The organism is Streptosporangium sp. NPDC051022, assembly GCF_040683035.1.
Classification (GTDB): domain Bacteria; phylum Actinomycetota; class Actinomycetes; order Streptosporangiales; family Streptosporangiaceae; genus Streptosporangium.
Genome location: NZ_JBFBCF010000003.1, coordinates 163,457 through 185,602, shown reverse-complemented (window position 1 = coordinate 185,602; position 22,146 = coordinate 163,457). Strand labels below are relative to the sequence as shown.

Below are 22,146 nucleotides of genomic sequence, written 5' to 3'. Positions count from 1 at the left end.
CAGGTGGACGAGCATCTTGCAGAACCGGGCGGGGCCGGGGTCGAGCCCGGCCCCGGCTCCGCCCCCCGGCGTCAGACCGCGCAGTAACCGTCGTCGTCGCAGGCCTCGCCCCCGGCCCGGCCCGCCGCCGGGGCCTGCCCCGTCCGCTCGGCGACCTCCTCCAGCGCGGCGAGCAGCGCGTCCTCCGGCTGGGCCCCGGAGACGGCGAACTGGCCCTCGAACAGGAACAGCGGGACGGAGCCGACTCCCAGGGCACGCGCCCTGGACAGCTCCCGGCTCACCGTCTCGGCGCCGTCCTGGCCGCCGAGGTCCGCCTCGACGCCCAGCTCGCCGGCGAGTTCGGCGAGAACCTCACGCGAGCCGACGTCGAGACCGTCGGTGAAGTGGGCGGCGAAGAGACGGTACAGCGCCTCCTCCCCCTTGCCCTGCTCGCTCGCGAGCTGGACGAGACGGTGCGCGTCGAAGGTGTTGGCGTGGACGGCGTGCTCGAAGCGCATCTCCAGACCGTCCTGCGCGGCGACCTCGGTCACGTGCCCGAACATCTGCCCGGCCCGCTCGGCCCCGCCGAACTTGGCCGCCGCCCACGACAGGAGCGGGGCGCCGGTGGACTCGGCGTCCGGCGCGAGCTGGAACGGCCGCAGCTCCACCTCGACCTCACCGCCCTTGGCCCGGTAGCGCTCGACGGCGCGGGCGAAGCGGACATGACCGATGTAACACCAGGGACAGATCACGTCTGAGTAGATTTCAACCTTCACAGAACGCTGCAACCAGCACAAAGCCCCGCTGATTCCACCCATCTCGCCACATCCGCCGGTTCCGCCCGCTCTCGCCTCCCTGCCTCGCCACACCCACCGGTTCCGCCCGTTCTCCGGCCTCCCCCGGCTCCACGCACTCGCCGGTTCCGTGTCGTCAGGCGGCGGTGATCTCCTCCAGACGGGCGGCCAGCTGGGCCGGCTCCCCCTCGACCAGGGCCGCCACCCCGCGCCACCAGGCGAACCACTCGCCGCTGCGCCACATCCAGTCGACCTGCTCGATCGCGGCGACGACGTCGCCCCGGTCCCGCCAGGCCCCGCCGACGTCCTCGGCCGAGGCCCCGTGGCGCAGCGCCCAGGCACGCAGGATCTCGGCGGCGGCGGGATCGACCGGTTGCGCGTAGGGATCGGGCTCCTCGCCGTCGAGGCGGTGCGGGCCGAGTCCCGCCGCCACGCCCCAGCTCCACTGCGCCTCGGCGGGACGGGAGTAGCGCAGCGAGTCGAAGTCCAGGTTGGAGCCGAGCTCGCCGTCGGCGCGCGTGACCACGACCGCGTCGAGCCTGCCGCCCACGTCGAAGGAGACCAGGATCCGCTCGCCCGACACCGCGTCCTCGGGCAGCTCGACCCGGTCCTCCGCCTGCCAGGAGTTCAGGTCGGTCGCCTCGAACGGGCGCCCCCACTCCTCGTCGGCGGCGTCGTCGGCGATCCAGGCGGCCAGCATCTCCAGCACGGTCAGGTCGGTCCACGGGTCGATCGCGGTCGCGGTGCGCAGCACCTCGTCCGGCGAGGGCAGCTTCTCCCCGCGTGCCCGCCGCCACCACTCCTCACCCAGGTCCCGGGTGCCGATCAGCAGCGCGGCGAGCGCGGCGATCTCGGTCGACCTGCGGGTGAGCGGAACGCCGCGCGCGAGGTCCGCGCAGAGCCCGGCACGCTCGGCGCCGAGTACGGCCCGCGCCTCGCCGAACAGGGTCACGGCGTCCGGTCGCTCCGCACCGAACAGGTCACGAATCAGTCTTCTGGCCTCGGTCCGAGCGTCCTCCGCACGTGCCTCGCGCATACGGGCCAGGGTACGCCGGGAGCCCCTCGCGCGCGAGGGTTCACGGCTCCCCGCCGGACGGCTCCGGCCGCTCGGCCGCAGAGGCCCCGCACGTCATCCGCCGAGGCGGGAGGGAGAGAACACAGGTCATCCACCGGGACCGATGGAGAGGACGCGGGGCCTTCGCCGAACCGGGCGGGGAGAGGGCGCGGAGCCTTCGCCGGGGTTCACGTGAGGAGGCGCGGGAGGAGGCGCGGGGGCCTTCGCCGGGGTTCGCGGGAGAAGGGCGCGGGTCACAGCTCGCCGGAGTTCCCGGGAGGGACGGCCGTGCCGTCGTCGTCCTCCGGCGAACGGGCCCGGTAGGCGGCGCGTCCCACCATGTAGGCGGCCACCGTCGCCGTGATCACCTGGAAGAACCCGGTCAGCAGCAGCGTCCCGGCGACCCTCCAGGTGGGATGGTGCAGCCACACGGCCAGCAGGATCAGCTGCAGGCCGAGCACCTGGGGCTTGGTCGCCGGGTGCATCCGCGCCAGGGTGCCGGGGAACCTGATCATCCCCATCCCGGCCGCGAACGCCAGCCCGGCGCCCAGCAGCACGCACACCGCCGCCGCGGACTCCAGCACGGTGCCCATCACCCCGGCGGGCACGGTCTCCAGCACGCCGTGCGGTACGGCGCCCGGCACACCGGGGGGCATGCCGAGTGGCATGCCGGAGGACACGCTGGGGGACTCGTTGGGGAACACGTTGAGGGACACGTTGGGGGACACGGTGTCCGGCGCGGTCAACGGATCCTCCCGGAGAAGAACCGGGCCAGGGAGACCGACCCGACGAACCCCACCAGCGACAGCACCAGCAGCAACGGCAGCGTCGAGTAGCGTCCGAACGCCATGGTCCCCGCGGCGACCCCGCACATGACCACGGCGGTGAGCACGTCCAGCGCGACCGCCCTGTCCAGCATCGAGGGGCCGCGCACCAGCCGGTCGAGCGTCATCGCCGCCGCGCCGCCGAGCAGCGCCAGCACCACCAGGTACACCGTCGTCAACGCAGTTCCTCCCGGTCCTCCGGGGTGCCGAAGCCCGCCACGATGGCTCTCTCCAGGCGCGTCACGTCCGTCTGGACGATCTCCCGCACCCGCTGCCCGGTCCCCCCGATCCCGAGCACGTGCAGCACCAGCCCCCTGCCCTCGAAGTCGACCTCGAGCACCAGGCTGCCCGGCAGCGCCGACAACGCCACCGTGATCAGCACGGTCATGACCTCCGACGAGGTGCGCAGCCGTACCTCGACGACCTCGACCGGCGGCAGGGTGCCCACCCTCAGCGCCCAGAACGCGACCCGGAGGCTGGAGAGCACCAGGTCTCCGGCGAAGCGGAGCAGGAAGACGAGCGCGGCGACCGGATGGACCCGGATCCCGGAGTCCACCAGCGGCAGCGGCAGCAGCCAGACGATGACGATCCCGGCCAGCAGGCCGCCGAGCACGTTGCCCACGCTCAGGTCTCCCCACAGCAGCAGCCACACCAGCGTGAGCCAGGCCACCTCCCCCGGAGGAACGGCCCTGCCCAGCAGGCGCGGCACCGGCCTCGCCGCCCTCATCTCCGGCTCCCGAGAACCGCCGCGACGTACGGCTCGCGGGCCAGCAACTCGGCGGCGGTCCGCCGGGTCAGGGCGGACAGCGGCCCGGCCAGCACCGTGTAGGACAGGCCGAGGGCCACCAGGGCCGTCGCGGAGCCCAGCATGGGCAGCGGCATGCTCACGCTGGTGACGATCGCGCGGCCGGTGATCCCCGCGGTGCCGCGCGCCCGTATGGCGGACGGCTCCTCGCCCTCCAGCACGGTCCCGGTCTGCTCGACCATCCCGGCGGGCGGCGCCCGCCAGAACGCCTTGCTCCACGTCGTGGCCACGGCGTACAGGGTGAGCAGGCTGGTCACCAGGCCTCCGGCGACCAGGGTGAGCGGCAGCGGGCCGCCGACGGCCACCCCGGCCTGGACGAGGGTCAGCTTGCCCAGGAAGCCCGACATCGGGGGGATCCCCGCGAGGTTCATCGCCGGGACGAAGAAGAGCACCGCGATCACGGGCGCCAGCTTCATCAGGCCGCCCAGCCGGTCCAGCGAGGTGGTGCCCGCACGGCGCTCGATCAGGCCGGTCACCAGGAACAGGCCGGTCTGCACGGTGATGTGGTGGACGACGTAGAACACCGCGCCCGCCATGCCCGCGGCGGTCGAGAGCCCGACCCCGAAGACCATGTAGCCGATGTGGCTGACCAGGGTGAAGGAGAGCATCCGTTTGATGTCGGTCTGGGCGACGGCGCCGAACACCCCGACCAGCATGGTCAGCAGCGCCGCCCACATCAGCAGGCCGCTCACCGGGCCGCCGGGGAACAGCAGCGCCTCCAGCCGGATGATCGAGTAGATGCCGACCTTGGTGAGCAGCCCGGCGAAGAGCGCCGTCGCGGGGGCCGGCGCGGTCGGATAGGAGTCCGGCAGCCACGCCGACAGCGGGAAGATCGCGGCCTTGACCACGAAGACCAGCAGCAACGTCAGCTCGACCAGCAGTTTGAGGTATCCCGGCAGTACCGGGAACCGCTCGGCGAGCTGGGCCATCGTCACGGTGCCCGTCGCCCCGTAGGACACCGCGATCCCGACCAGGAACAGCAGCGACGACGCCAGCCCGATCACCACGTAGGTGGCTCCCGCGCGGATGCGTGACTCGGTCCCGCCGAAGGTGAGCAGCACGTAGGACCCGCTGAGCAGCATCTCGAAGGCGACGAAGAGGTTGAACAGGTCGCCGGAGAGGAAGGCGTCGGAGACCCCGGCGACCGTGACGAGGTAGGCCGGATGAAAGATCGCCAGCGGGGCGGTGTACTCCTGGTCGGCGTAGGCCTGCGCCAGGGAGTAGACCATCACGCACAGCGTCACCGCCGAGGAGACCACCAGCATCAGCGTGGAGAGCCGGTCGGCGACGAGGGCGATGCCGACCGGGGGCGCCCAGCCCCCCGCGCCGACCGCCATCGGCCCGCCGGTGTCGGCCGCGATCAGCAGGATCACCGAGACCGCCAGCACCGCCGTGAGCGTGACCAGGCTGATGACCGCCTGGAGCCTGCGCTGCCGGCCGCCGATGGCCAGCTTGAGCCCGGCGGCCAGCAGCGGCAGCACCACCGGCACCGAGACCAGCGACTGCGCCCCCATTCAGTCGTCCCCCTCCAGCTCGGGATCCTGCGCCCTGGCCTGCCGCTCCCGGTCCGCCCTGATCGCCTCCCGCATCTCGGCCCGGGCCTGGCGGCGGCGGGCGCGCAGCCGCCTGCGGATCTCCCGCTCCCGTTCGGCCTGCTCCCGCTCCCTGCGGGCGAAGTCCGCGCGCATCCGGGCGACGCGCTCGCGTCCGCTCTCCTTGGAGGCCTCCTCAGCGCGCTGGGCCTCGGCGAACCGCTCCGTGAGCTGTTCGGCGGACAGGCCCTCGTCCTTGTGCTCCTGGAGCCAGCGGCCCAGGTCCACGTTGACGTCGAGGATCCGCCGCCGCAGTTCCTCGGCCTCGGCGCGTTCCCGCTCGCGCCTGGCGGCCTCCAGGGCGGCGAGTTCGGCGCGCTGTTCCTCGACCAGGCGCCGGTAGGCCTCCCGCCTCGCCGCCACGGAGCGGGCCAGCTCTCCGCGCCGGGCGCGCAGCCGTACCCTGCGGTCCTCGGTGTCGTCCTGCACCTCGTCGCCGCCGGTCAGCTGCCAGGAACGGTGGACGACGGCGAGCAGGAAGGCGGTGATGCCCAGGGTGATCACGACGGAGGTGAGCACCATCGCCTGCGGCAGCGGGTCGGCCATCCGGGCGGGGTCGGAGACCCCGAGGATCGGCGGCTCCCCCGCGGGCCCGCCCGTCATGACGATCAGCAGGTTCACCCCGTTGCCGAGCAGGATGACGCCGACCAGCAGCCGCACCAGGCTCCGTTCCAGCAGGAGCGTGACACCGGCGGCGATCAGCACGCCCGAGGCGGCGAACGGCACCAGCGAGACGGTCACCGGGCCCCCTCCTCACCGAGCGGCTCGCCGGTCTCGTCCGTCTCCTCCTCGATCTGGCGGTCCAGCTCCGCGCCCAGGCTGCGCAGGATGTCCTGGACCATGCCGACCACCGAGACGTAGACGCCGACGTCGAACAGCAGCACGGTCGACAGGTGCAGTTTCCCGACCAGGGGAACCGTCAGGTCCGCGGAGAGCATGGTCAGCGGCGCGCCGGCGACCAGCAGCCCGCAGAGCGCGGTGCCCGTCGACAGCACCAGCCCCAGGCCGATCAGCACCCCGGCGTGCGCGGGCACCGCGACGGCCAGCTCGTAACGGCCGCCCGCCAGGTAGCGGATCACCAGCGCGAGCCCGGCCACGATGCCCCCGGCGAACCCGCCGCCCACCATGCCGTGCCCGGTGAACAGCAGGAAGACCGAGATCAGCAGCACCGTGTGGAAGAGCAGCCGGGCCACGATCTCCAGGACGGCCGCCCGCTGCCCCGCGGGCAGGGTCGCCGCGAGCCAGTGCGTGCCGCCCTCCGGCCGCGCCTCCTCCGGCGGGAGTTCCAGCGCGTACGCGCGGCGGCGCAGGAAGATCAGGCTGGTGACCCCGAGGGTGAGGACGACGATCACGGAGCTCTCCCCCATGGTGTCCCACGCCCGGATGTCCACCAGGAGCGCGCTGACGATGTTCGAGGCCCCCGCCTTCTCCGCGGCGGCCGCCATCAGCGTGCCGACCGGCGTCGCCCGCCGGGCGTTCACCGCCAGCATCCCGGCCATGACCATCACGGCGCCGCTGACCACCCCCAGGCCCAGGCGCACCCCGAAGGGCACCCTGGGCCTGCCCTCCCTGGGTCCCAGCGGGAGCCTGCGCAGCACCAGCACGAACACCACCAGGCTCAGCGTCTCGGTGAGGAACTGGGTCAGCGCCAGGTCGGGCGAGCCGTGGACGAGGAACAGCAGGGCGGTGCCGTACCCGGTCAGCCCGGCGACCAGGGCGAGCACGATGTGCGAGCGGACCCGCAGGGCGATGGCCGCGGTGGCGACGAGCAGCGCCCCGAGGAGAGGCTGCTCGGGGCGGACCCAGGACACGACGTGCAGGTCGACCCCCTGCAGCGGCCCGTAGACGGCGTCGAAGGCCGCGATCCCCGCCACGCAGACGAAGGCCATCATGAGGTAGTCGGTCAGCGAGCCGCGCTGGGTGACCCCGGTCAGCTGGAGGGAGAAGCGTTCCAGCCCCCGCATGAGTCCCCAGTAGACCCGTCCCGAGTCGATCAGGCTCAGGATCCGCCCGGTCCGCTCCACGACCGCCCCGGCCGCGAACAGCAGCGCTCCGCCGCCGAGGGCGACGGCCGACAGCAGCAGCGGCACGGGCGCGCCGGTCCACAGGGCGAGATGGGTGCCGTGGCCCGGGTCCGCGAAGGTGGTGGTGTAGCTCTCCATCGCCGTGCCGTACCGGCCGGCGAAGGGGGCCACGACCAGCCCGAGCACGGACAGCAGCGCCGGGGGCAGGAAGGTGGCGGCGGCCGGGCGGTGCACCGGTGTCGGTTCCCGGTCCGGTTTGGCGCCGAAGGCCCCCCACAGGAAACGGGCGCTGTAGGCGACGGTGAGCACCGAGCCCGCGACGATCCCGGCCAGCGTCAGGGTGGCGGCCGTCCGTCCGGTCAGCAGCGACTCGAACGCCGCCTCCTTGCCCACGAACCCCAGGAACGGCGGGATCCCGGCCATCGAGGCCGCGGCGGCCGCGGCGACCGCGCAGAGCCAGGGCGCCGAACGCCGCAGGCCGCTCAGCTCGCGCAGGTCGCGGGTGCCCGTCGAGTGGTCGACGACGCCGACGACCAGGAACAGCGACGCCTTGAACAGGGCGTGCCCGAGCAGCATGGCGACGCCCGCGAGCGCGGTGTCCCGGGTCCCCGCGCCGAACAGCACGGACAGCAGGCCCAGCTGGCTGACCGTGCCGTAGGCGAGCATCCGTTTGAGGTCGTACTCGCGCAGCGCCCGCCACCCGGCCAGCAGCATGGTCAGCAGCCCGAGCGGTACGGCGACCGCCCGCCAGACGGGCAGCGTGCCGAACGCGGGGCCGAGCCGGGCGAGCAGGTAGATCCCGGCCTTCACCATCGCCGCGGCGTGCAGGTAGGCGGAGACCGGGGTGGGGGCGGCCATCGCGGCGGGCAGCCACATGCTGAACGGGAAGACCGCCGACTTCGACAGCGCCCCGGCCAGGACCAGCACCAGCGCCGCCGGGACCAGGCCCCCGGAGGGCGGGTGCGCGACGATCCGCGAGATCCGGTAGGTCCCCGCGGCCTCGCCGAGCATCACCATTCCGGCCAGCATGGCCAGCCCGCCGAAGGCGGTGACGGTCAGCGCCTGTATCGCCGCCCTGCGGGCCGTCCTGCTCTCGGGGTCGTGGCCGATCAGCAGGTAGGAGAAGACCGTGGTCAGCTCCCAGAACACGTACAGCAGCAGCAGGTTGTCGGCGACCACCAGTCCGAGCATCGCCCCGGCGAACGCCGTCAGCACCCCGCCGAAGCGGCCGATCCCCTCCTCATCCGCGCCGAAGTAGCGGCGGCAGTACAGCAGGATCAGCGCGCCGATGCCCGTGACCAGGGACATCATGAGCAGGGCCAGCGCGTCGGCGCGGAAGGACAGCGCGAGTCCCAGGTCCGGCGCCCAGTCGTGGTGCGACTCGGCGGGGACGCCCGTCGTGGTCACCCACAGCGTGTAGGCGAACCCGCAGGCGGGAGCCACGGCGAGCACGGGGAAGACGTCACGGCCGAGTCTGCGCGCCAGCGCGGGGGCGCACACCGCCGCGAGGGCGTGCAGGATCAGCAGCGGCTCCATGTTCCCCCGGGCACCGTCGTGGTCGGCACACCCCAAAATGCCAGGAGAGGCATGTTTCACTGCTCAACGCATCAGCGGCTTGACCCGAAGAGCGCTGGTTCTTCACCCGCGCGTGATCAGTGTTTCCTCCCGGTACGGCCGAGCAGCCAGCCGATCACCGCGCTGCCGAGGGCGACGCCCGCGCCCATGCCGAACGCCGCCAGGACCGGCCACGCCGGGCCGTCGTGGCGGGACCGGGCGGCGGGGCGTTCGAAGACCTGGGCGGCCGGGGCCGCCGCGGAAAGGGCCCGCGCCGCGGCGACCGGCTCGGCCGGGGAGGGTGCGACGGGAATCGCCGCGCCGGGCGGGGCCACGGCGGCCCCCGGAACAGCCGCCCCCGGAAGGACGGCCGCCTCCGGAAGGGCGCCCTCCGGGAGGCCGACGCCCGCCAGATGGCTCTCGACGGCGGTGAAGAACTCACCCGCCGTCCTCTTGGCGACCGAGCCGAGCACGCGCTGGCCGACTCCCCCGATCATGCCGCCGACCACGGCCTCGGCGTCGTAGTCGACCCGCGTGCCGCCCTCGACCTCGCTGAGCCGGATCTCGACGGTGGCGTCCACGGTGCCGGGTGTGCCCTGCCCCTGGGCTCTGAGCACGAAGCGGCACGGGGCCTCGGGGTCGGACAGCGCGACCTCCCCCTGGTAGACCCCCTTGATCGAGGCCACCCCCGCGGTGACCGTCATCCGGTAGGTGCCGGGCCCCGTCTCCTCAAGGCGCTCGCAGCCCGGGATCGTCCGCACGAGCACGGCCGGGTTCTGGAGCGCGGACCACACACGATCCCTGTCGATGCCGAGCACGGCACTGCCTGCGACCTTCACAGCAGCACACTAAGGGGGACCGGCCGTCCCGGGGCAGGGGAAACGAGCAGGTCGCCGAGACCGGCTTCGGAGAAGGCGGCCTGCACGTCCTCCGGGCCCTCGGTGAAGTGGGTCCAGCCCTCGACGTGGAGCGGCACGACGTGCCGTGCTCCCAGCAGGCGCGCGGCGGCCACCATCTCGGCGGCGTCCAGGGTGAGCCGCTCGTCGATCAGGGGCGTGCGGACGGCGCCGCCGAACAGCAGCGCGACGCCGACGGCCGGGAACCGCCCGGCGATGAGCTTCACACACTCCAGCGAGGCGTTGTCCCCGCTGACGTAGACGGTGGGCAGCCCGTCGCCGGTGAGCACGAAGCCGGTGACCTGACCGACGATGGGCTCGCTTCCCGGCGGGCCGTGCAGGGCGGGAACGGCGGTGACGCGAACCCGGCCGACGTCGTGGTGCTGCCAGGGGTGCATCGGGGTGACCCCGGTACGCGCGGCGGCCTCGGGCGTGCTCAGGGTCAGCGGCGCGGCGGACACCACCTGGCGGCCCAGCCCGTCCAGGTTGTCGGGATGCTGGTCGTGGCTGAGCAGCACCAGGTCCACCCGGCCGACGTCGGCGGGGGAAAGGGCCGGACCGACGGTCTTGGTGAGCGTGAGCGGTCCGACGGGGTGATCCCCCGGCGGATCGAAGGTCGGATCGGTGAGGATGCGCAGCCCGCCGAACTCCAGCAGGGCCGTCGGGCCGCCGATCACGGTGATGGTGGTCGTCATGGGCGACTCCGTTCGCTGCGCGGTCGGGCATCGTTCCGATCACGCTAGCCGACCGGGAGGCGGGACACCCCCCGGTCGGGCACACCACCTGGTGCTCCTGCTTTCCCGGCTTTCCCTGCCGGAGGGTCGACCGGGGCCGGGCCGCGCGCGCCGACCGGTCATGGCCGCCGCCCGGCGGCGACCATGACCTCCACCTTCACCACATCGCGCCTGCGGCCCCGGAGACCGTCAGACGGGCAGTACCCGCAGGGCGGGATAGTGGGCCGAGTTCAGGTACAGCTTGTCGGTGCCGTGCTCCTTCTCCAGCTCCAGGACGAACCGGTAGCGGTAGAGCCCCGGCCGGGCGTCGCTCATCACCGCCCCGGCCCAGTAGTAGTAGACGGCGGTGTACTGGTCGCGCATCCGGTCGGGAGCGCCGTAGATCTTGAGCTCGGTCATGATCCGGCGTTCGGCGACGTCGTCCTCGTCGCCCTTCTCGATGTCAAGGAAGACCAGGTTGTTGATCTTCGGCATCGGGGGCCAGGTGCCGTCAGAACGGCGGTGCATGTCGATCGGGCGGATGATCCAGTTGATCACCTGCCCCTGCTTGCAGACGGTCTCGAGGTGGTCGGTGCCCTGCCCGACGCCGCCGATGCTGTTGTCCATCATGTAGAGGCAGCCGTCCAGAGACTTCGTCGCGGCGGCCTTCTCCATGTCGACGAGGGTCACCACGTTCAGCTGGACGGAGTTGAGCTGGCCACGATCGGCGAAGTCCGTGGCCGCGTACGTCTGGGTCATCGGCCTTCCTTTCCTTCGTCGGCGGGACCGGCCAGGACCGGCCGGGCGGTGGGGCTGAACGGCGTGCTGACGGTGCCGAGCAGGAACGAGAGCCGGTACGGGACCGGTTCGGTGAGGTCCTGCTTGACCTCGGCGGTCCAGAACACGATGTCGGTGCCGGGATAAACCTTCCGCGTGGGCTCGGCGATCCGCGGGTCGATCTCGATGTCGGCGAGGGCCACGTAGGTCTCGCACTCCAGCGGGAGCACGTTCCACAGCAGGGTGTCGCCCTTGCGTACCCGGCTGCGCAGCTCAGGGGTGCCGAAACCGGTGGATCCGGCGCCCCTGTTGGTGTCGTAGAGATAGAGGTTGTCGTCCAGGTTCTCCGACGCCAGCGCGGCCACGGGGTCGACCACCGCGGTGATCGTCACGGGCCGGGCGGGCCGACGTTCGGCTTGTCTGGTCCTCGGGGGCATGTGGCTCCTCCGTTCGAAAATGTTCCGGCGTGGACCGGGTCAGCCTGCGGCCGGGACGGGCGGGAGCGGAAGCACGCCCAGTCCGGCGCCGGTGAACCCGTTGCGCTTCGGATCGCTGATGATCTTGAGACTGGACTCGCAGGTCAGGTCCACGGACTCCCAGACCAGCTCGTCGTTCCTTTCGACCAGCTCGTGCAGCTGAACGTGGACCGTGTACGGGTAGACCCCGGGCCGGCTCGTGTCCACGGTCGCGGCCCAGTACCAGCCGTCGTAGATCATGTCGGGCGACCCGTACTGGGCCGGGTAAATGATCTTCTCGTCGACGGCCTGGCCGGTGATGTCGGTGATCACCGGGGTCGGATAGTTGTACGTGTCGGTGCCGCTCACGGGCTTGCCGGTGACGTCCAGCAGCTTGGCCGCGGTGAGGCCGCGCCCGCTGTCCGACTTGCGGACGCGCTTGCCGACCCGCTGCTGCAGCTGCTTGACCTCGGTCTCGCTCGCGCCGCCCTCGGCGTTGAGCGAGGCCAGCTGCTCCAGCGTGCGCCGGTCGGCGGCGCGCGCCTGCTCGGCCAGGTAGTTGCGCGGCACCGTCGGGGGAATCGACCCCAGCGCCGCGGGCAGCCAGTTCAGCACCTGCTCGGTCGCCTGCGACCCGTCGAGGAAGTAGGTGCCGGGCACGATCGTCACCAGCTGCTCGGTGCCCACCCCGGTCGAGCCGAGGAATTTCATGTTGTCGAACCAGTAGGTGTTGCCGTCGAGCGACCGCGTCTTCAGCGCGTTCTCGACGTCGAAGAGCACGATGATCCCGTGTTGCTGGGCCATGAGACCGCCTTTCGCAGAACGTGGCTCACACGCGCAGCAGCGCGGGCGAGTCGATGTGCAGCACGCTGTTGGCTCCGTCGTGGAGCTTGAGGGAGAGCCGGTACCGGTAGGGGACACCGGGCGTCATGTCGTAGGGCACGACGCCCTCCCACACCAGCAGGTCGTGGTTCTCGTGCCCGTTGGAGTCCGTGGCGTCGGCCCCCGTCGCGGGCACGGCACCGAAAGCCGGAACGGCCGAGGGGTCCACCGGGTACGGCGGCACGGCCGCCTGGTCGTCCGCGGGCGGGACGTCCGCCGGATCGGCCGGGGGCGGGACGGCCACACCGGACAGGAACTCGATGGAGTGGATCTCGACCGGAGTCTGCACGTCTATGTGGATGGGCGTCCAGTGGACGACCTGTCCCGGGACCACCGCCGTGATGAGGTCGGGGGTCCCCTGGTGCTGGCTCCCCGCCGTGCTGTCGTCGATCAGCGAGAGATTGCCGTTGTGCAGTGTCCGCTCGGACAACGCCCCGACGGCGTCGACCATCACGACAATGCTGACTTTTTCTTTCATCTATCCTCCCTTGTCGGGTGTCATTCGGGCGTACGGGCCACCACGTGCTCAGCCCCGGTCCCTGACCAGCGGCGTCTTGCCCACGGTGGTCCGCTCGATCTGCGCCGAGGAACGCGGCACGAACACCAGCCGGAACACGTATCCGGTCTGCTCGATGGCCGCGGCGTTGGCCTCCCGGTCGTTGAAGAGCGACAGGGAGCTCGGCAGCGCCTGGGTGAACAGCCGCTGCGTCCCGCTCGGACCGAGGGCGCGCTCGACGGCCGCGGTCACGCCCTCGGCGTCGTCCACCGCCGCCAGCAGGGTGAGGGTCCGGTCCTCGCGGTGGTTGTGGAACTGGGTCTCGTGCGCGACCAGGTCCAGGTCGACGCCGGTCGCCGAGCGCAGCCGCCCGCGCAGGGCCGCGTAGGCCAGCGTCGCCGAGTACTGGCTGTCGTTGAGGTGCAGCACGTCGGCGGTGCGACCGGCGAACTCGAACTGCTCGGCGCGCAGCCCGGGCCCGTCCAGGGCGGGGCGGCGGATCATCCGGTCGCCGAGCTTGAGCCGGAGCAGCGGCGTCTCGTCGGCGTGCAGCCGGGTGACGACCAGCTCGCCCTCCTCGCCTTCGGCGACGGCCCTGCCGTGCTCGTCCACGATCTCCACCAGGTGCAGCCCGGGCACCGCGGAGAGCGCCGGGGAGGTGTGGTCGAGCTGGAGCCCGACGCACTCGGCCTGGGTCGCGGCGAAGTAGCTGAGGATCGACACGTTGGGGAAGAACGCCTGCAGCTCGTCGCGCTTGCGCTGCGGCAGGGAGCCGCTGCCGTACATGGCGACCCGGAAGCTCGCCCTGGCCTGCGGGGACAGGCCCGCGCCCAGCTCGGGCAGGAGCGCGATGCCGGCGGTGATGCCCATCAGCGCCTTGTGCCCCGGGTAGGAGAACATGTGCTCCAGCACCGGCGCGCTCACCGGTCCCGCGCCGATGTAGTTGATCCCCGGAACGTGAGACAGGACGCCGCCGACCATGGTCCCGCTGCTCCACATCTGGTAGTCGGCCAGGGTGGTGAACAGCCAGCGCGGCAGGGGACCGTGCAGGTAGCGGCCGAGCTGGTAGGCGCCCATGAACGCCCCGGAGATGCGGTAGGTGTCGCGCAGCTCCCGCAGGGAGTACACGATCTCCAGGGGCGTGCCGTCACCGGTGCCGCCGCTGGCCACCACCTCGAACCCGCCGCGGTCGAGCGGCACGACCATCCCGGCCCGCGTGCCCATGAACATGTCCCGCTGCACGATCTTGTCCGACAGGGGGATCCGCTCCCACTCGGACATGTCGGCGGGGGCGTTGCGGATGCCGAAGTAGTGCAGCCGCTCGCGCCACAGCGGGTTGAGCAGGGCGATGCCGACGAGCTGCTGGAGCCTGCGGAACACCAGCGCGTTCTGCAGGTCGAGCGGGGACTCGCAGTACGGGATCCCGGTGAGCCGCCCGCACTCCTCCAGCTTCTCCGCGAACGAGGGCAGCCGGACGACGTCGTCCACCGAGCGGGGACGCATCTCCTCCTCGGGGATCAGCCGTGTCGCCACCTCCGCCGAGGCGGCGATGTCCAGATCCATCATGGTCATGAATGACTCCCGTTTCGCTGGTTGTGCCGGACCGCGGTGCTCGCGCGCAGCACCCGCTGCCCGATGTCCCTGATCTCGGCGATGAGCATGGCCAGGTGGTCGGCGTCGATCAGGTGGTTCATCACCACCACGCGCAGCGCCGCCACCCCGTCGACGTCGACCTTGGAGATGAAGAAGCGCCCGCCGCCCCGGATCCGGTTGCGGATCTCCAGTTGCAGCCGGTGCAGGGCCGCCGGTTCCAGGCCGTCCGGCCGGTACCGGAAGCACAGGATGTTGGACTCCGGCTCGTGGACCACGTCGAAGTCCGGCTCGGCGGCGAGCATCCGGTGCGCCTGCCGGGTCACCTCGCACAGCCGGTCGATCTTCTGCGCGAACAGCGCCGGGCCGTAGACCGACCAGACCGTCCAGAGCGGCATGATCATCGGGCGTTTCGTGCACTCGAAGTTCTTGTCCGCGCTGTCGTAGGCGCTGTAGACGTCCGGTTCCTCGTCGAAGACGTAGCTGGCGCGCTGCCGGAACGCACCGCGCGCCGCCGCGCCGTCGCGGTAGAAGAGCAGCGTGCACGGCGCCGGCATGAACAGCATCTTGTGGGCGTCCCAGGTCAGCGAGTCGGCCTGCTCGATGCCGCGCAGCCTGTCCCGGTGCCGGTCCGACAGCAGCAGGCTCGCCCCGTGCGCGCCGTCCACATGGAGCCAGAGCCCGTACCGGCGTGCCACGGCCGCGAGCTCCTCCAACGGGTCGAAGGCGCCCATCGACGTGGTTCCGGCCGAGGCCACCAGGCAGAACGGCCGCAGACCCTGCCGGCGCGCCTCCTCCAACACCGGGCCGGCCAGATCGGGGCGGATCCGTCCGGCCCGGTCGACCGGGAGCCGGATGATCTGCCGTTCCCCGATGCCGAGCACCCCGGCCGCCCGGGTCACGCTGTAGTGGGCCTCCTCGCTGACCACGATGGCCGGAAGCCCCGGCGCGCTCCCGGCGCCGCGCGTCCAGATCTGCGGGAAGGCGCGGTTGCGGGCGGCCAGCAGCGCGGTCAGGTTGGCCAGGGAACCCCCCGAGGTCGTCACCATGGCGAACCGGTCGCGGTCCCAGCCGATGAACCGGTTGAGCTCCTCGGCCATGAGCCGCTCGGCGACGTTGGGCAGCTGCCCGGCCTCGTAGAAGGAGGAGGGCTGGTTGACCACCGAGCCGACCAGGTCGATAAGGCTGGCCAGCGGCACCACGCCGGAGAACTGCCGTCCCATGTAGCCGGGTGAGTGGACCGGGATGCCGGTCGCCGTGTACAGGTCGACGATCTGGTTCACCCGGTCGGCGTCGAAGTCGGCGATGTGCTGCCGTTCCGGGGTCATCAGCTCCCGCGCGGCCTTCAGCAGCACCGCCGGGTCGAGGAGGTCGAGTCCACGGACCGACCGGTCGCCCAGATACGTCGTCAGGCGGCCGACGATGTCCACGGCGCCGTCGTGGAAACGTCCGGGGTCGAAAGCCGCGGTGAGACCCGGTGTGGGTGACCGGGAGTCTTCGCCGGCCATCTGCTCCGGAAAGGAATTCTGGACATCGGAAAGCGAACTCGTCATGAAGGAGACTCCAAATGATCCGGCGCCGGAAACGCCCATGCGGGCACGCCGGGAGAAGAATTCGGGCATGGCGCACCGAACTCCCGGACGATCGCATGGAGATTCCCGCGAATAAATGCGTGATCTGCGGTGATGATTAGAGCGAGAAAGAAACCCCCGGCACGCCGGGGACATGAGGCCGCGTTCGCACCGTCGCCGGACCGTCACGGCACGTTAGAACGGTCCAATCCCGGCGGAGAATACCGACCGGCGACAGCGGAAGTGGTGCGAGAGGGCCTCGCCACCCCCCGTTCACGCTCTGTTCAAGCAGTTCGAATCGATCCGGCGACGACGTCGCCGGCGATCAGGACCTGCGGGAGACCCGTCGTGGACGAATCGCGATTAATTCGACCTGAATTCCACCCGCCATATAGGTCGGCACACCCGTCATGTAGGCGACCTAATCATCGATCACAGGAGTGACGCAAGTCCTCAGATGCAGGTGGACCAGCAGATTTTTCTCCTAGTCACGCATGGTGATTGAGATGGGAGATGTTCGGCGGATCCCGGCCGTTTCTGAACTTATGAGCTTTTCTCGCAAACCCGGGTCAAGCTCGGCATTCGAGACCGCCCCTTCGGGGGGCGATCCCACTAACAGGACACTCTTACTGCATGTGACTGTATTCGCCAAAATGCGGTAGAAGAACTAGACAAGGCGATGCGTCGACCTTTCTCGGCGTGTCGCCATCAAAAGTGGACACATCTAATGATTTCGGACGGCACCGGACCCGCCGAGGCTCTGGACGGCGCCACCCCCCGAACCGGCCGTCCCGGACCGGCGAGCGACCGGCCGGTTAAGCCGGCCGGCCGGTGAAGTCAGCTGGCCGACCCCGCGGGAGGCGGACGATCTCGGCATGGCCGGCGCCGGGTCGCGGCTCCGAACGGAGATCGCCCGCCGCGGGTCATCGTCCTGCGGCCCGGATCGGCGCCCCCACCTCGTGCAGGTGCCGCAGCGCCTGGCCGTAGGAGGCGAACAGGCCGCACTCCAGGTAGGGGATCTCCAACTCCTCGCAGTACCGCCTGACGATCGGCTGGGCGCGGCGCAGGTTGGGGGTCGGCATGCCGGGGAACAGGTGGTGCTCGATCTGGTAGTTGAGACCGCCCAGCACCGTGTCGACCACCCACCCGCCGCGCACGTTGCGCGAGGTCAGCACCTGGCGCCGGAGGAAGTCCAGCTCGTCCTCGTCGGTCGGCATCGGCATCCCCTTGTGGTTCGGGGCGAACGTGCAGCCCAGGTAGAGGCCGAAGACCGCCTGGTGCACCAGGAGGAAGGCCACGGCCGTACCGGGCGGCAGCACGGTGAACAGGGCGGTCAGGTAGGCCACGACGTGCGCGCCCAGCAGTCCCGCCTCCGCTCCCCTGCGCCTCAGCGACGGGCGCAGCAGCGCCCTGAAGCTCGCCACGTGCAGGTTGAACCCCTCCAGGGTGAGCAGGGGGAAGAACAGGTACGCCTGCCTGGCGCCCACGAATCTGGGCAGTCCCCGGCTGGCGTCGGCCTGCTCGACCGACCAGACCAGGACGTCGGGGGCCACGTCGGGGTCGTGGTCGGCGTGGTTGGGGTTGGCGTGGTGGCGGGTGTGCTTGTCCATCCACCAGCCGTAGCTCATGCCGATGCCGAGGTTCCCCGCGACCAGACCGGCGATCTCGGCGGCGCGCCGGGCGCGGAAGACCTGCCGGTGGGCCAGGTCGTGCGCGACGAGCGCGACCTGGGCGAACACGACCGCGAGGAAGACGGCGACCAGGAGCTGGTACCAGGAGTCGCCGATCGCGAAGAACGCGACCCACCCGGCGGCGTAGAGGGCGCCGACGAGTCCCAGCCGCAGGGCGTAGTAGCCGGGCCGGCGGTCCATCAACCCCGCTTCCGCGACACGGCGCGACAGGCGCGCGAAGTCGCTGCCCCTGGGGCCGTCTCCGGCACGGGCAGGATGGTTCACGGTGGAGGCCGAGGTGGAGGTGGTCACGCTTCTCCTCACATGGGGGATCGTCAGATAAAACCGCCTGAAAACCAGAAAAGATGCTAATTAGCCATCTGTCACAGGATTTCCAGATCTGGGGTGGGTACGGATCCCCGCCACCACCCCGGATCGCGGTAGTGCTGACCCCACCCCTCCGGCGTGGCCCCACCCTCATCCGGTCCCGCCCCGCCCGGTTCCGGCCTCGGCGCCGTCCCGGGCGGATCGGCCGCGCCCTCTCCTCGGCACTCCGGCGTCCTTCTCCGCACTCCGGCATCGCCACAGGAGATATTCCTGATATATGGGGTTATGTGTGCTTCATCGGCTAATTGAGTGGTTAGTCGGTCAGTTGGGGTTCCCGTTACTGGCAGGATGGTGGCCCATGGCATCGGGGAAGTCATGGGTGATCAGGGTGACGGCCGCGTTCACCGCCCTGGCGGTGAGCACGGGATGCGCGACCGGAAGCGGCCCCGACGGCGGTGCCGCCGCCCACGGGCCCGTGGCGGGCGACACCGGAGACGCCACCGCGGGCACGGCCCCGTCTCCCGGCGCGAGCGCCGCCCCCACCGCGCCCCAGGGACCGCCCGGGGCCCTGCCCCGGCCGGGCGAGGTGGGCCGGATCCCCAGGCCACAGGACGGGCTGCCACCGGTGATCAGCTCCATCCCGACCAAGAGGAAGGTCGTCTTCCTGACCATCGACGACGGCTGGGAGCAGGACCCGGGCTTCCTCGCGCAGGTCCGCGACCGGCGCATCCCGATCACCGCCTTCGTCACCCGCGACGCCGTCGAGGCCAGGGGCGCGGCCGACCCGACCGCCCAGGGCGGCAGGTTCCTGGGCGCGGGCAAATGGGACTACGTGCGCGACCTGCGGGACGCGGGGGTGCCGATCGAGAACCACACGCTGACCCACCCGAACCTTCCGGCACTCGGCTACGAGGGACAGCGGGCCGAGATCTGCGGCGCCTCCAAGGTGATCCGCAAACAGGCCGGGAGCGCGCCCACCCTGTTCCGCCCGCCGTTCGGCAACCAGAACGGCCTGACCCGCAAGGCGGCCACGTCGTGCGGCGTCAAGGCCCTCCTGCTCTGGACCGCGACCGTACAGCCCGGCGGGAAGATCGCCTACCAGGTGCCCGACAAGAAGCTCCGCCCCGGGGACGTACTGCTGCTGCACTTCCGCCCCAACCTGTCACGGGACTTCCGCATCCTGGTCAACAAGATCAAGCGCCGGGGCTTCGAGCTGGGCAACCTGGAGGCCTACCTGAAAGCCGCGATCCGGTGACCCGCCGGCGAGAACCGGGCCGGGAGAATCCGCCGCCCGGCGTACCCCCGAGTCACTCCAGCGGCTGACGCCCGGCCGGCACCCCGTGCCCCACCATGGACCGTGTGCTCGCGGGGCCTGGTGACCCGCGAGCCTTCCCGGGCGGGTGGGGCGCGCACCGCGCCCGCCCGGGGCGGCCGGGGGAAGAGCCCCGGCGACGCGGGAAGAGCCGGCGTCGCGAGCCAGAGGGGACGATCTTGGTCCGGCAGAGAAGTGCGGTCTCGTACCGGACCATGTGACAAAGATCGCAGGAGCTCGCGACGCCACCCGCACTCGATGCTCTACAGCTTGTAGTACTACTACTAGTAGAACTACGACTTGTAGAGCTCCAGACCCGTGAGGGGAAGATGGACGCGCTGGACCTGGCACGGTGGCAGTTCGGGGTCACCACCGTCTACCACTTTCTGTTCGTACCCCTGACGATCGGTCTCGGCGTCTTCGTGGCGGGGCTGCAGACCGCGTGGCACCGTACCGGCAAGGAGCACTATCTGACGCTCACGAAGTTCTTCGGGAAGCTCTTCCTGATCAACTTCGCGATGGGCGTGGTCACCGGCATCGTGCAGGAGTTCCAGTTCGGGATGAACTGGAGCGAGTACTCGGTCTTCGTCGGTGACGTCTTCGGCGCCCCGCTCGCGCTGGAGGCACTGCTGGCGTTCTTCCTGGAGTCGACGTTCCTGGGTCTGTGGATCTTCGGCTGGGACCGCCTCCCCAAGCGGATCCACCTGGCCACCATCTGGGCCGCGGTCATCGGCTCCAACCTGTCGGCCTACTTCATCCTCGCCGCCAACGCCTGGATGAAGCACCCGGTCGGCTACGAGGTGGTCGACGGCAAGGCGCGCATGACGGACCTGTGGGCGGTGCTCACCAACTCGACCGCGCTGGCCCAGGTGCCCCACGTGGTGGCCGCGGCCTTCGTCGTCGCGGGCGGGTTCGTGCTGGCGGTGTGCGGCTACCGGATCCTGCGGGAGCGGCGCGCCGATCCCGACCGTACCCGGCCGATGCGCCGGGGGGCGGACATGTGGCGGACCCCGATGCGGGCCGCGCTGGTCATGACGGCGATCGCGGGGGCCGTGGTCGCGGGCAGCGGGGACATGTCCGCCAAACTGCTGTACGAGCAGCAGCCGATGAAGCTGGCCGCCGCCGAGGGACTCCGGCACGACACGGCCGCCGCGCCGTTCTCCCCCGTGCCCGGCGTCGAGGTGCCCATGCTGCTCAGCTTCCTGTCCACCGGCGATCCGCAGGCGGTCGTCCAGGGCACCGAGGACCTGCAGAAGCGCTTCACCAAGCAGTTCGGGCCGGCCGACTACCGGCCCGACCTGCCGACGGTCTACTGGTCCTTCCGAGTGATGATCACCTTCGGCATGGCGACGGTCGGCCTGTCCGTCCTCGGCCTCTGGCTGACCCGCAGGCGCCGCGGGCATCGGGGAGCGCCGCGCGAGGTGCCCTCGTGGCTGGCCCGCGCGTGCCTGCTGGCCCTGCCGCTGCCGACCGTCGCGATGATCGCGGGCTGGCTGCTCAGCGAGATCGGCCGCCAGCCGTGGACCGTCCAGGGCGAACTGCTCACCGCGGCGAGCGTCTCCCCCGGCGTCGGCCTGGGCGAGGTGGCCGTCTCCCTGGCGATCTTCACGGCCCTGTACGGCGCGCTCGCCCTGGCCGAGGCCGTACTGCTGGTCCGCCACGTCAAGGCGGGCCCCGAGCCCGTCCCCGCGAGCCGTCCCCGCACGCCGTCCTCCGGCGGGGGCAGGGCGGACGGAGGAACGGGCGGCGGCGTCGAGGACGCGACCGCGGGACTCCAGCCGACCCTGATGTACTAAGAGGCGGAATCATGGAACTCACCACCTTCTGGTTCGCGGTCATCGCGTTCCTGTGGACCGGCTACTTCGTCCTGGAGGGGTTCGACTTCGGCGTGGGCCTGCTGCTGCCGGTGCTGTCGCGCGGCGAGGCCGAGCGCAAGCAGGTGCTCGGCACGATCGGCCCCGTCTGGGACGGCAACGAGGTCTGGCTGATCACCGCCGTCGGCGCGATGTTCGCCGCCTTCCCCGCCTGGTACTCCGGGCTGCTCAGCGCCTTCTACCTGCCGGTCACGCTGGTCCTGGCCGGGCTGATCGTGCGCGGCGTCGGCCTGGAGTGGCGGGCCAAGGTCCACCACGCCTCCGACCGCGCCTGGTGCGACCTCGGGATCCTGGTCGGCAGCGGGCTCCCGGCCTTCCTCTGGGGCGCCGTCTTCGCCGACCTGCTGCACAACAGCGCGACGGCCGCGCTGGTCGGCGGGGTGTTCTCGCTGTCGGTGTGCGTGCTGCACGGCGCGGTCTTCGTGGCGCTCAAGACGTCGGGTCCGGTCCGCACGCGTGCCCGCCGTACCGCGATGGTCACCTCGGCGGTCGCGCTGCCCGTCGCGGTGGTCGCGCTGTCCAACATCCCCACCGCCCGTACGGCCGCCGCCGACTGGACCGCGTCGCCGCTGCTGTGGGCGTGCGCGCTGGCCGCGATGGCAGCGCTGGCGGCCGGGGTGGCGCTGACCTGGCGGGGCCGGGACGGCTGGGCGTTCACCGCGACCGCCTCGTCCATCGCGCTGGGCGGCCTGGCCCTGTTCGGCGCCCTGTGGCCGGCACCGCTGCCCGGCCTCACGGTGGCGGGGGCCGCCTCGGGCCCCTACACGCTGGGCATGCTGACCTGGATCGGCCTGATCGCCCTGCCCTTCGTGCTGGGCTACCAGGCCTGGTCCTACTGGGTGTTCCGCAAGCGCCTGGTCGCCGGGGTCTCCTGACCGCGCTCACGGCCGCGCTCACGGTCACAGTGACTTTCACGGTGACTTTCACGGTGACTTTCACGGTGACGGCCGCGCGCCG

At 71.4% G+C, this 22,146-nt stretch carries 20 protein-coding genes; 3 read left to right on the top strand and 17 right to left on the bottom strand.

The genetic code is table 11. The features are described 5' to 3' along the window. Nucleotides 1–71: 71 nt before the first annotated feature. The 17 genes from AB0N02_RS07535 to AB0N02_RS07455 form a co-directional block, all read right to left on the bottom strand. On the bottom strand, nt 72–797 hold the full coding sequence (locus AB0N02_RS07535) for a DsbA family oxidoreductase (RefSeq protein ID WP_363943706.1): 726 nt from the start codon (nt 795–797) through the stop codon (nt 72–74). A 112-nt stretch (nt 798–909) separates the two neighbouring features. Next, nucleotides 910–1,809, bottom strand: a complete 900-nt coding sequence (locus AB0N02_RS07530; RefSeq protein ID WP_363943704.1) for a hypothetical protein — start codon at nt 1,807–1,809, stop codon at nt 910–912. A gap of 272 nt (nt 1,810–2,081) precedes the next feature. Then, complete coding sequence (gene mnhG / locus AB0N02_RS07525) at nt 2,082–2,573, bottom strand: monovalent cation/H(+) antiporter subunit G (RefSeq protein WP_363943702.1); 492 nt, start codon at nt 2,571–2,573, stop codon at nt 2,082–2,084. After that, complete coding sequence (locus tag AB0N02_RS07520) at nt 2,570–2,821, bottom strand: monovalent cation/H+ antiporter complex subunit F (protein WP_363944219.1); 252 nt, start codon at nt 2,819–2,821, stop codon at nt 2,570–2,572. Before AB0N02_RS07520 ends, mnhG begins: the two co-directional genes overlap by 4 nt. 5 nt (nt 2,822–2,826) lie before the next feature. Beyond that, entirely contained in the window at nt 2,827–3,378 is a 552-nt protein-coding gene (locus tag AB0N02_RS07515) for a Na+/H+ antiporter subunit E (RefSeq protein WP_363943700.1), read from the bottom strand. Continuing rightward, nucleotides 3,375–4,970, bottom strand: a complete 1,596-nt coding sequence (locus AB0N02_RS07510) for a Na+/H+ antiporter subunit D (RefSeq protein WP_363943698.1) — start codon at nt 4,968–4,970, stop codon at nt 3,375–3,377. Before AB0N02_RS07510 ends, AB0N02_RS07515 begins: the two co-directional genes overlap by 4 nt. Then, a complete protein-coding gene (locus AB0N02_RS07505; protein ID WP_363943697.1) occupies nt 4,971–5,789 on the bottom strand; it encodes a Na(+)/H(+) antiporter subunit C in 819 nt (272 codons plus the stop codon). Then, nucleotides 5,786–8,608, bottom strand: coding sequence for a Na+/H+ antiporter subunit A (locus AB0N02_RS07500; protein WP_363943695.1), 2,823 nt, complete (start codon nt 8,606–8,608; stop codon nt 5,786–5,788). Before AB0N02_RS07500 ends, AB0N02_RS07505 begins: the two co-directional genes overlap by 4 nt. Before the next feature lie 116 nt (nt 8,609–8,724). Continuing rightward, the gene (locus AB0N02_RS07495) at nt 8,725–9,465 is read right to left on the bottom strand and encodes a carbon monoxide dehydrogenase subunit G (protein WP_363943694.1); all 741 of its coding nucleotides are present in this window, start codon (nt 9,463–9,465) and stop codon (nt 8,725–8,727) included. Further along, entirely contained in the window at nt 9,462–10,217 is a 756-nt protein-coding gene (locus tag AB0N02_RS07490) for an MBL fold metallo-hydrolase (protein ID WP_363943693.1), read from the bottom strand. The genes AB0N02_RS07495 and AB0N02_RS07490 overlap by 4 nt, the downstream gene beginning before the upstream one ends. A gap of 228 nt (nt 10,218–10,445) precedes the next feature. Then, nucleotides 10,446–10,994, bottom strand: coding sequence for a hypothetical protein (locus AB0N02_RS07485; RefSeq protein ID WP_363943692.1), 549 nt, complete (start codon nt 10,992–10,994; stop codon nt 10,446–10,448). After that, entirely contained in the window at nt 10,991–11,449 is a 459-nt protein-coding gene (locus tag AB0N02_RS07480; protein WP_363943691.1) for a hypothetical protein, read from the bottom strand. Before AB0N02_RS07480 ends, AB0N02_RS07485 begins: the two co-directional genes overlap by 4 nt. Nucleotides 11,450–11,488: 39 nt before the next feature. Next, nucleotides 11,489–12,271 (bottom strand): hypothetical protein, encoded by a 783-nt coding sequence (locus tag AB0N02_RS07475; RefSeq protein ID WP_363943690.1) that lies wholly within the window; start codon nt 12,269–12,271, stop codon nt 11,489–11,491. 25 nt (nt 12,272–12,296) lie between these two features. Beyond that, on the bottom strand, nt 12,297–12,827 hold the full coding sequence (locus tag AB0N02_RS07470; RefSeq protein ID WP_363943689.1) for a hypothetical protein: 531 nt from the start codon (nt 12,825–12,827) through the stop codon (nt 12,297–12,299). Between the two features lie 48 nt (nt 12,828–12,875). Beyond that, entirely contained in the window at nt 12,876–14,417 is a 1,542-nt protein-coding gene (locus tag AB0N02_RS07465; protein ID WP_363943687.1) for a hypothetical protein, read from the bottom strand. Beyond that, entirely contained in the window at nt 14,414–15,943 is a 1,530-nt protein-coding gene (locus tag AB0N02_RS07460) for a pyridoxal-dependent decarboxylase (RefSeq protein ID WP_363943686.1), read from the bottom strand. Before AB0N02_RS07460 ends, AB0N02_RS07465 begins: the two co-directional genes overlap by 4 nt. Nucleotides 15,944–16,929: 986 nt before the next feature. Continuing rightward, nucleotides 16,930–17,877 carry an acyl-CoA desaturase gene (locus AB0N02_RS07455; protein ID WP_363944218.1) on the bottom strand — a complete coding sequence of 316 codons (948 nt, stop codon included), beginning with the start codon at nt 17,875–17,877 and terminating at the stop codon, nt 16,930–16,932. Nucleotides 17,878–18,361: 484 nt separating this feature from the next. Between AB0N02_RS07455 and AB0N02_RS07450 the strand changes: the two genes are divergently transcribed. From AB0N02_RS07450 to cydB, 3 genes are all read left to right on the top strand, one after another. Next, a complete protein-coding gene (locus AB0N02_RS07450) occupies nt 18,362–19,258 on the top strand; it encodes a polysaccharide deacetylase family protein (RefSeq protein ID WP_363943685.1) in 897 nt (298 codons plus the stop codon). A 386-nt stretch (nt 19,259–19,644) separates the two neighbouring features. Further along, nucleotides 19,645–21,111, top strand: a complete 1,467-nt coding sequence (locus tag AB0N02_RS07445) for a cytochrome ubiquinol oxidase subunit I (RefSeq protein WP_363943683.1) — start codon at nt 19,645–19,647, stop codon at nt 21,109–21,111. A gap of 11 nt (nt 21,112–21,122) precedes the next feature. Continuing rightward, nucleotides 21,123–22,064 (top strand): cytochrome d ubiquinol oxidase subunit II, encoded by a 942-nt coding sequence (gene cydB / locus AB0N02_RS07440; RefSeq protein WP_363943682.1) that lies wholly within the window; start codon nt 21,123–21,125, stop codon nt 22,062–22,064. Nucleotides 22,065–22,146 lie beyond the last annotated feature (82 nt).

Bases quoted from the DNA above. Each gene is read 5' to 3' on its own strand.
- AB0N02_RS07535 (WP_363943706.1), bottom strand. From the start codon at position 797: ATGGGTGGAATCAGCGGGGCTTTGTGCTGGTTGCAGCGTTCTGTGAAG.
- AB0N02_RS07530 (WP_363943704.1), bottom strand. From the start codon at position 1,809: ATGCGCGAGGCACGTGCGGAGGACGCTCGGACCGAGGCCAGAAGACTG.
- AB0N02_RS07515 (WP_363943700.1), bottom strand. From the start codon at position 3,378: ATGAGGGCGGCGAGGCCGGTGCCGCGCCTGCTGGGCAGGGCCGTTCCT.
- AB0N02_RS07510 (WP_363943698.1), bottom strand. From the start codon at position 4,970: ATGGGGGCGCAGTCGCTGGTCTCGGTGCCGGTGGTGCTGCCGCTGCTG.
- AB0N02_RS07500 (WP_363943695.1), bottom strand. From the start codon at position 8,608: ATGGAGCCGCTGCTGATCCTGCACGCCCTCGCGGCGGTGTGCGCCCCC.
- AB0N02_RS07490 (WP_363943693.1), bottom strand. From the start codon at position 10,217: ATGACGACCACCATCACCGTGATCGGCGGCCCGACGGCCCTGCTGGAG.
- AB0N02_RS07485 (WP_363943692.1), bottom strand. From the start codon at position 10,994: ATGACCCAGACGTACGCGGCCACGGACTTCGCCGATCGTGGCCAGCTC.
- AB0N02_RS07480 (WP_363943691.1), bottom strand. From the start codon at position 11,449: ATGCCCCCGAGGACCAGACAAGCCGAACGTCGGCCCGCCCGGCCCGTG.
- AB0N02_RS07475 (WP_363943690.1), bottom strand. From the start codon at position 12,271: ATGGCCCAGCAACACGGGATCATCGTGCTCTTCGACGTCGAGAACGCG.
- AB0N02_RS07470 (WP_363943689.1), bottom strand. From the start codon at position 12,827: ATGAAAGAAAAAGTCAGCATTGTCGTGATGGTCGACGCCGTCGGGGCG.
- AB0N02_RS07465 (WP_363943687.1), bottom strand. From the start codon at position 14,417: ATGACCATGATGGATCTGGACATCGCCGCCTCGGCGGAGGTGGCGACA.
- AB0N02_RS07460 (WP_363943686.1), bottom strand. From the start codon at position 15,943: ATGGCCGGCGAAGACTCCCGGTCACCCACACCGGGTCTCACCGCGGCT.
- AB0N02_RS07455 (WP_363944218.1), bottom strand. From the start codon at position 17,877: ATGGACCGCCGGCCCGGCTACTACGCCCTGCGGCTGGGACTCGTCGGC.
- AB0N02_RS07450 (WP_363943685.1), top strand. From the start codon at position 18,362: ATGGCATCGGGGAAGTCATGGGTGATCAGGGTGACGGCCGCGTTCACC.
- AB0N02_RS07445 (WP_363943683.1), top strand. From the start codon at position 19,645: ATGGACGCGCTGGACCTGGCACGGTGGCAGTTCGGGGTCACCACCGTC.
- cydB (WP_363943682.1), top strand. From the start codon at position 21,123: ATGGAACTCACCACCTTCTGGTTCGCGGTCATCGCGTTCCTGTGGACC.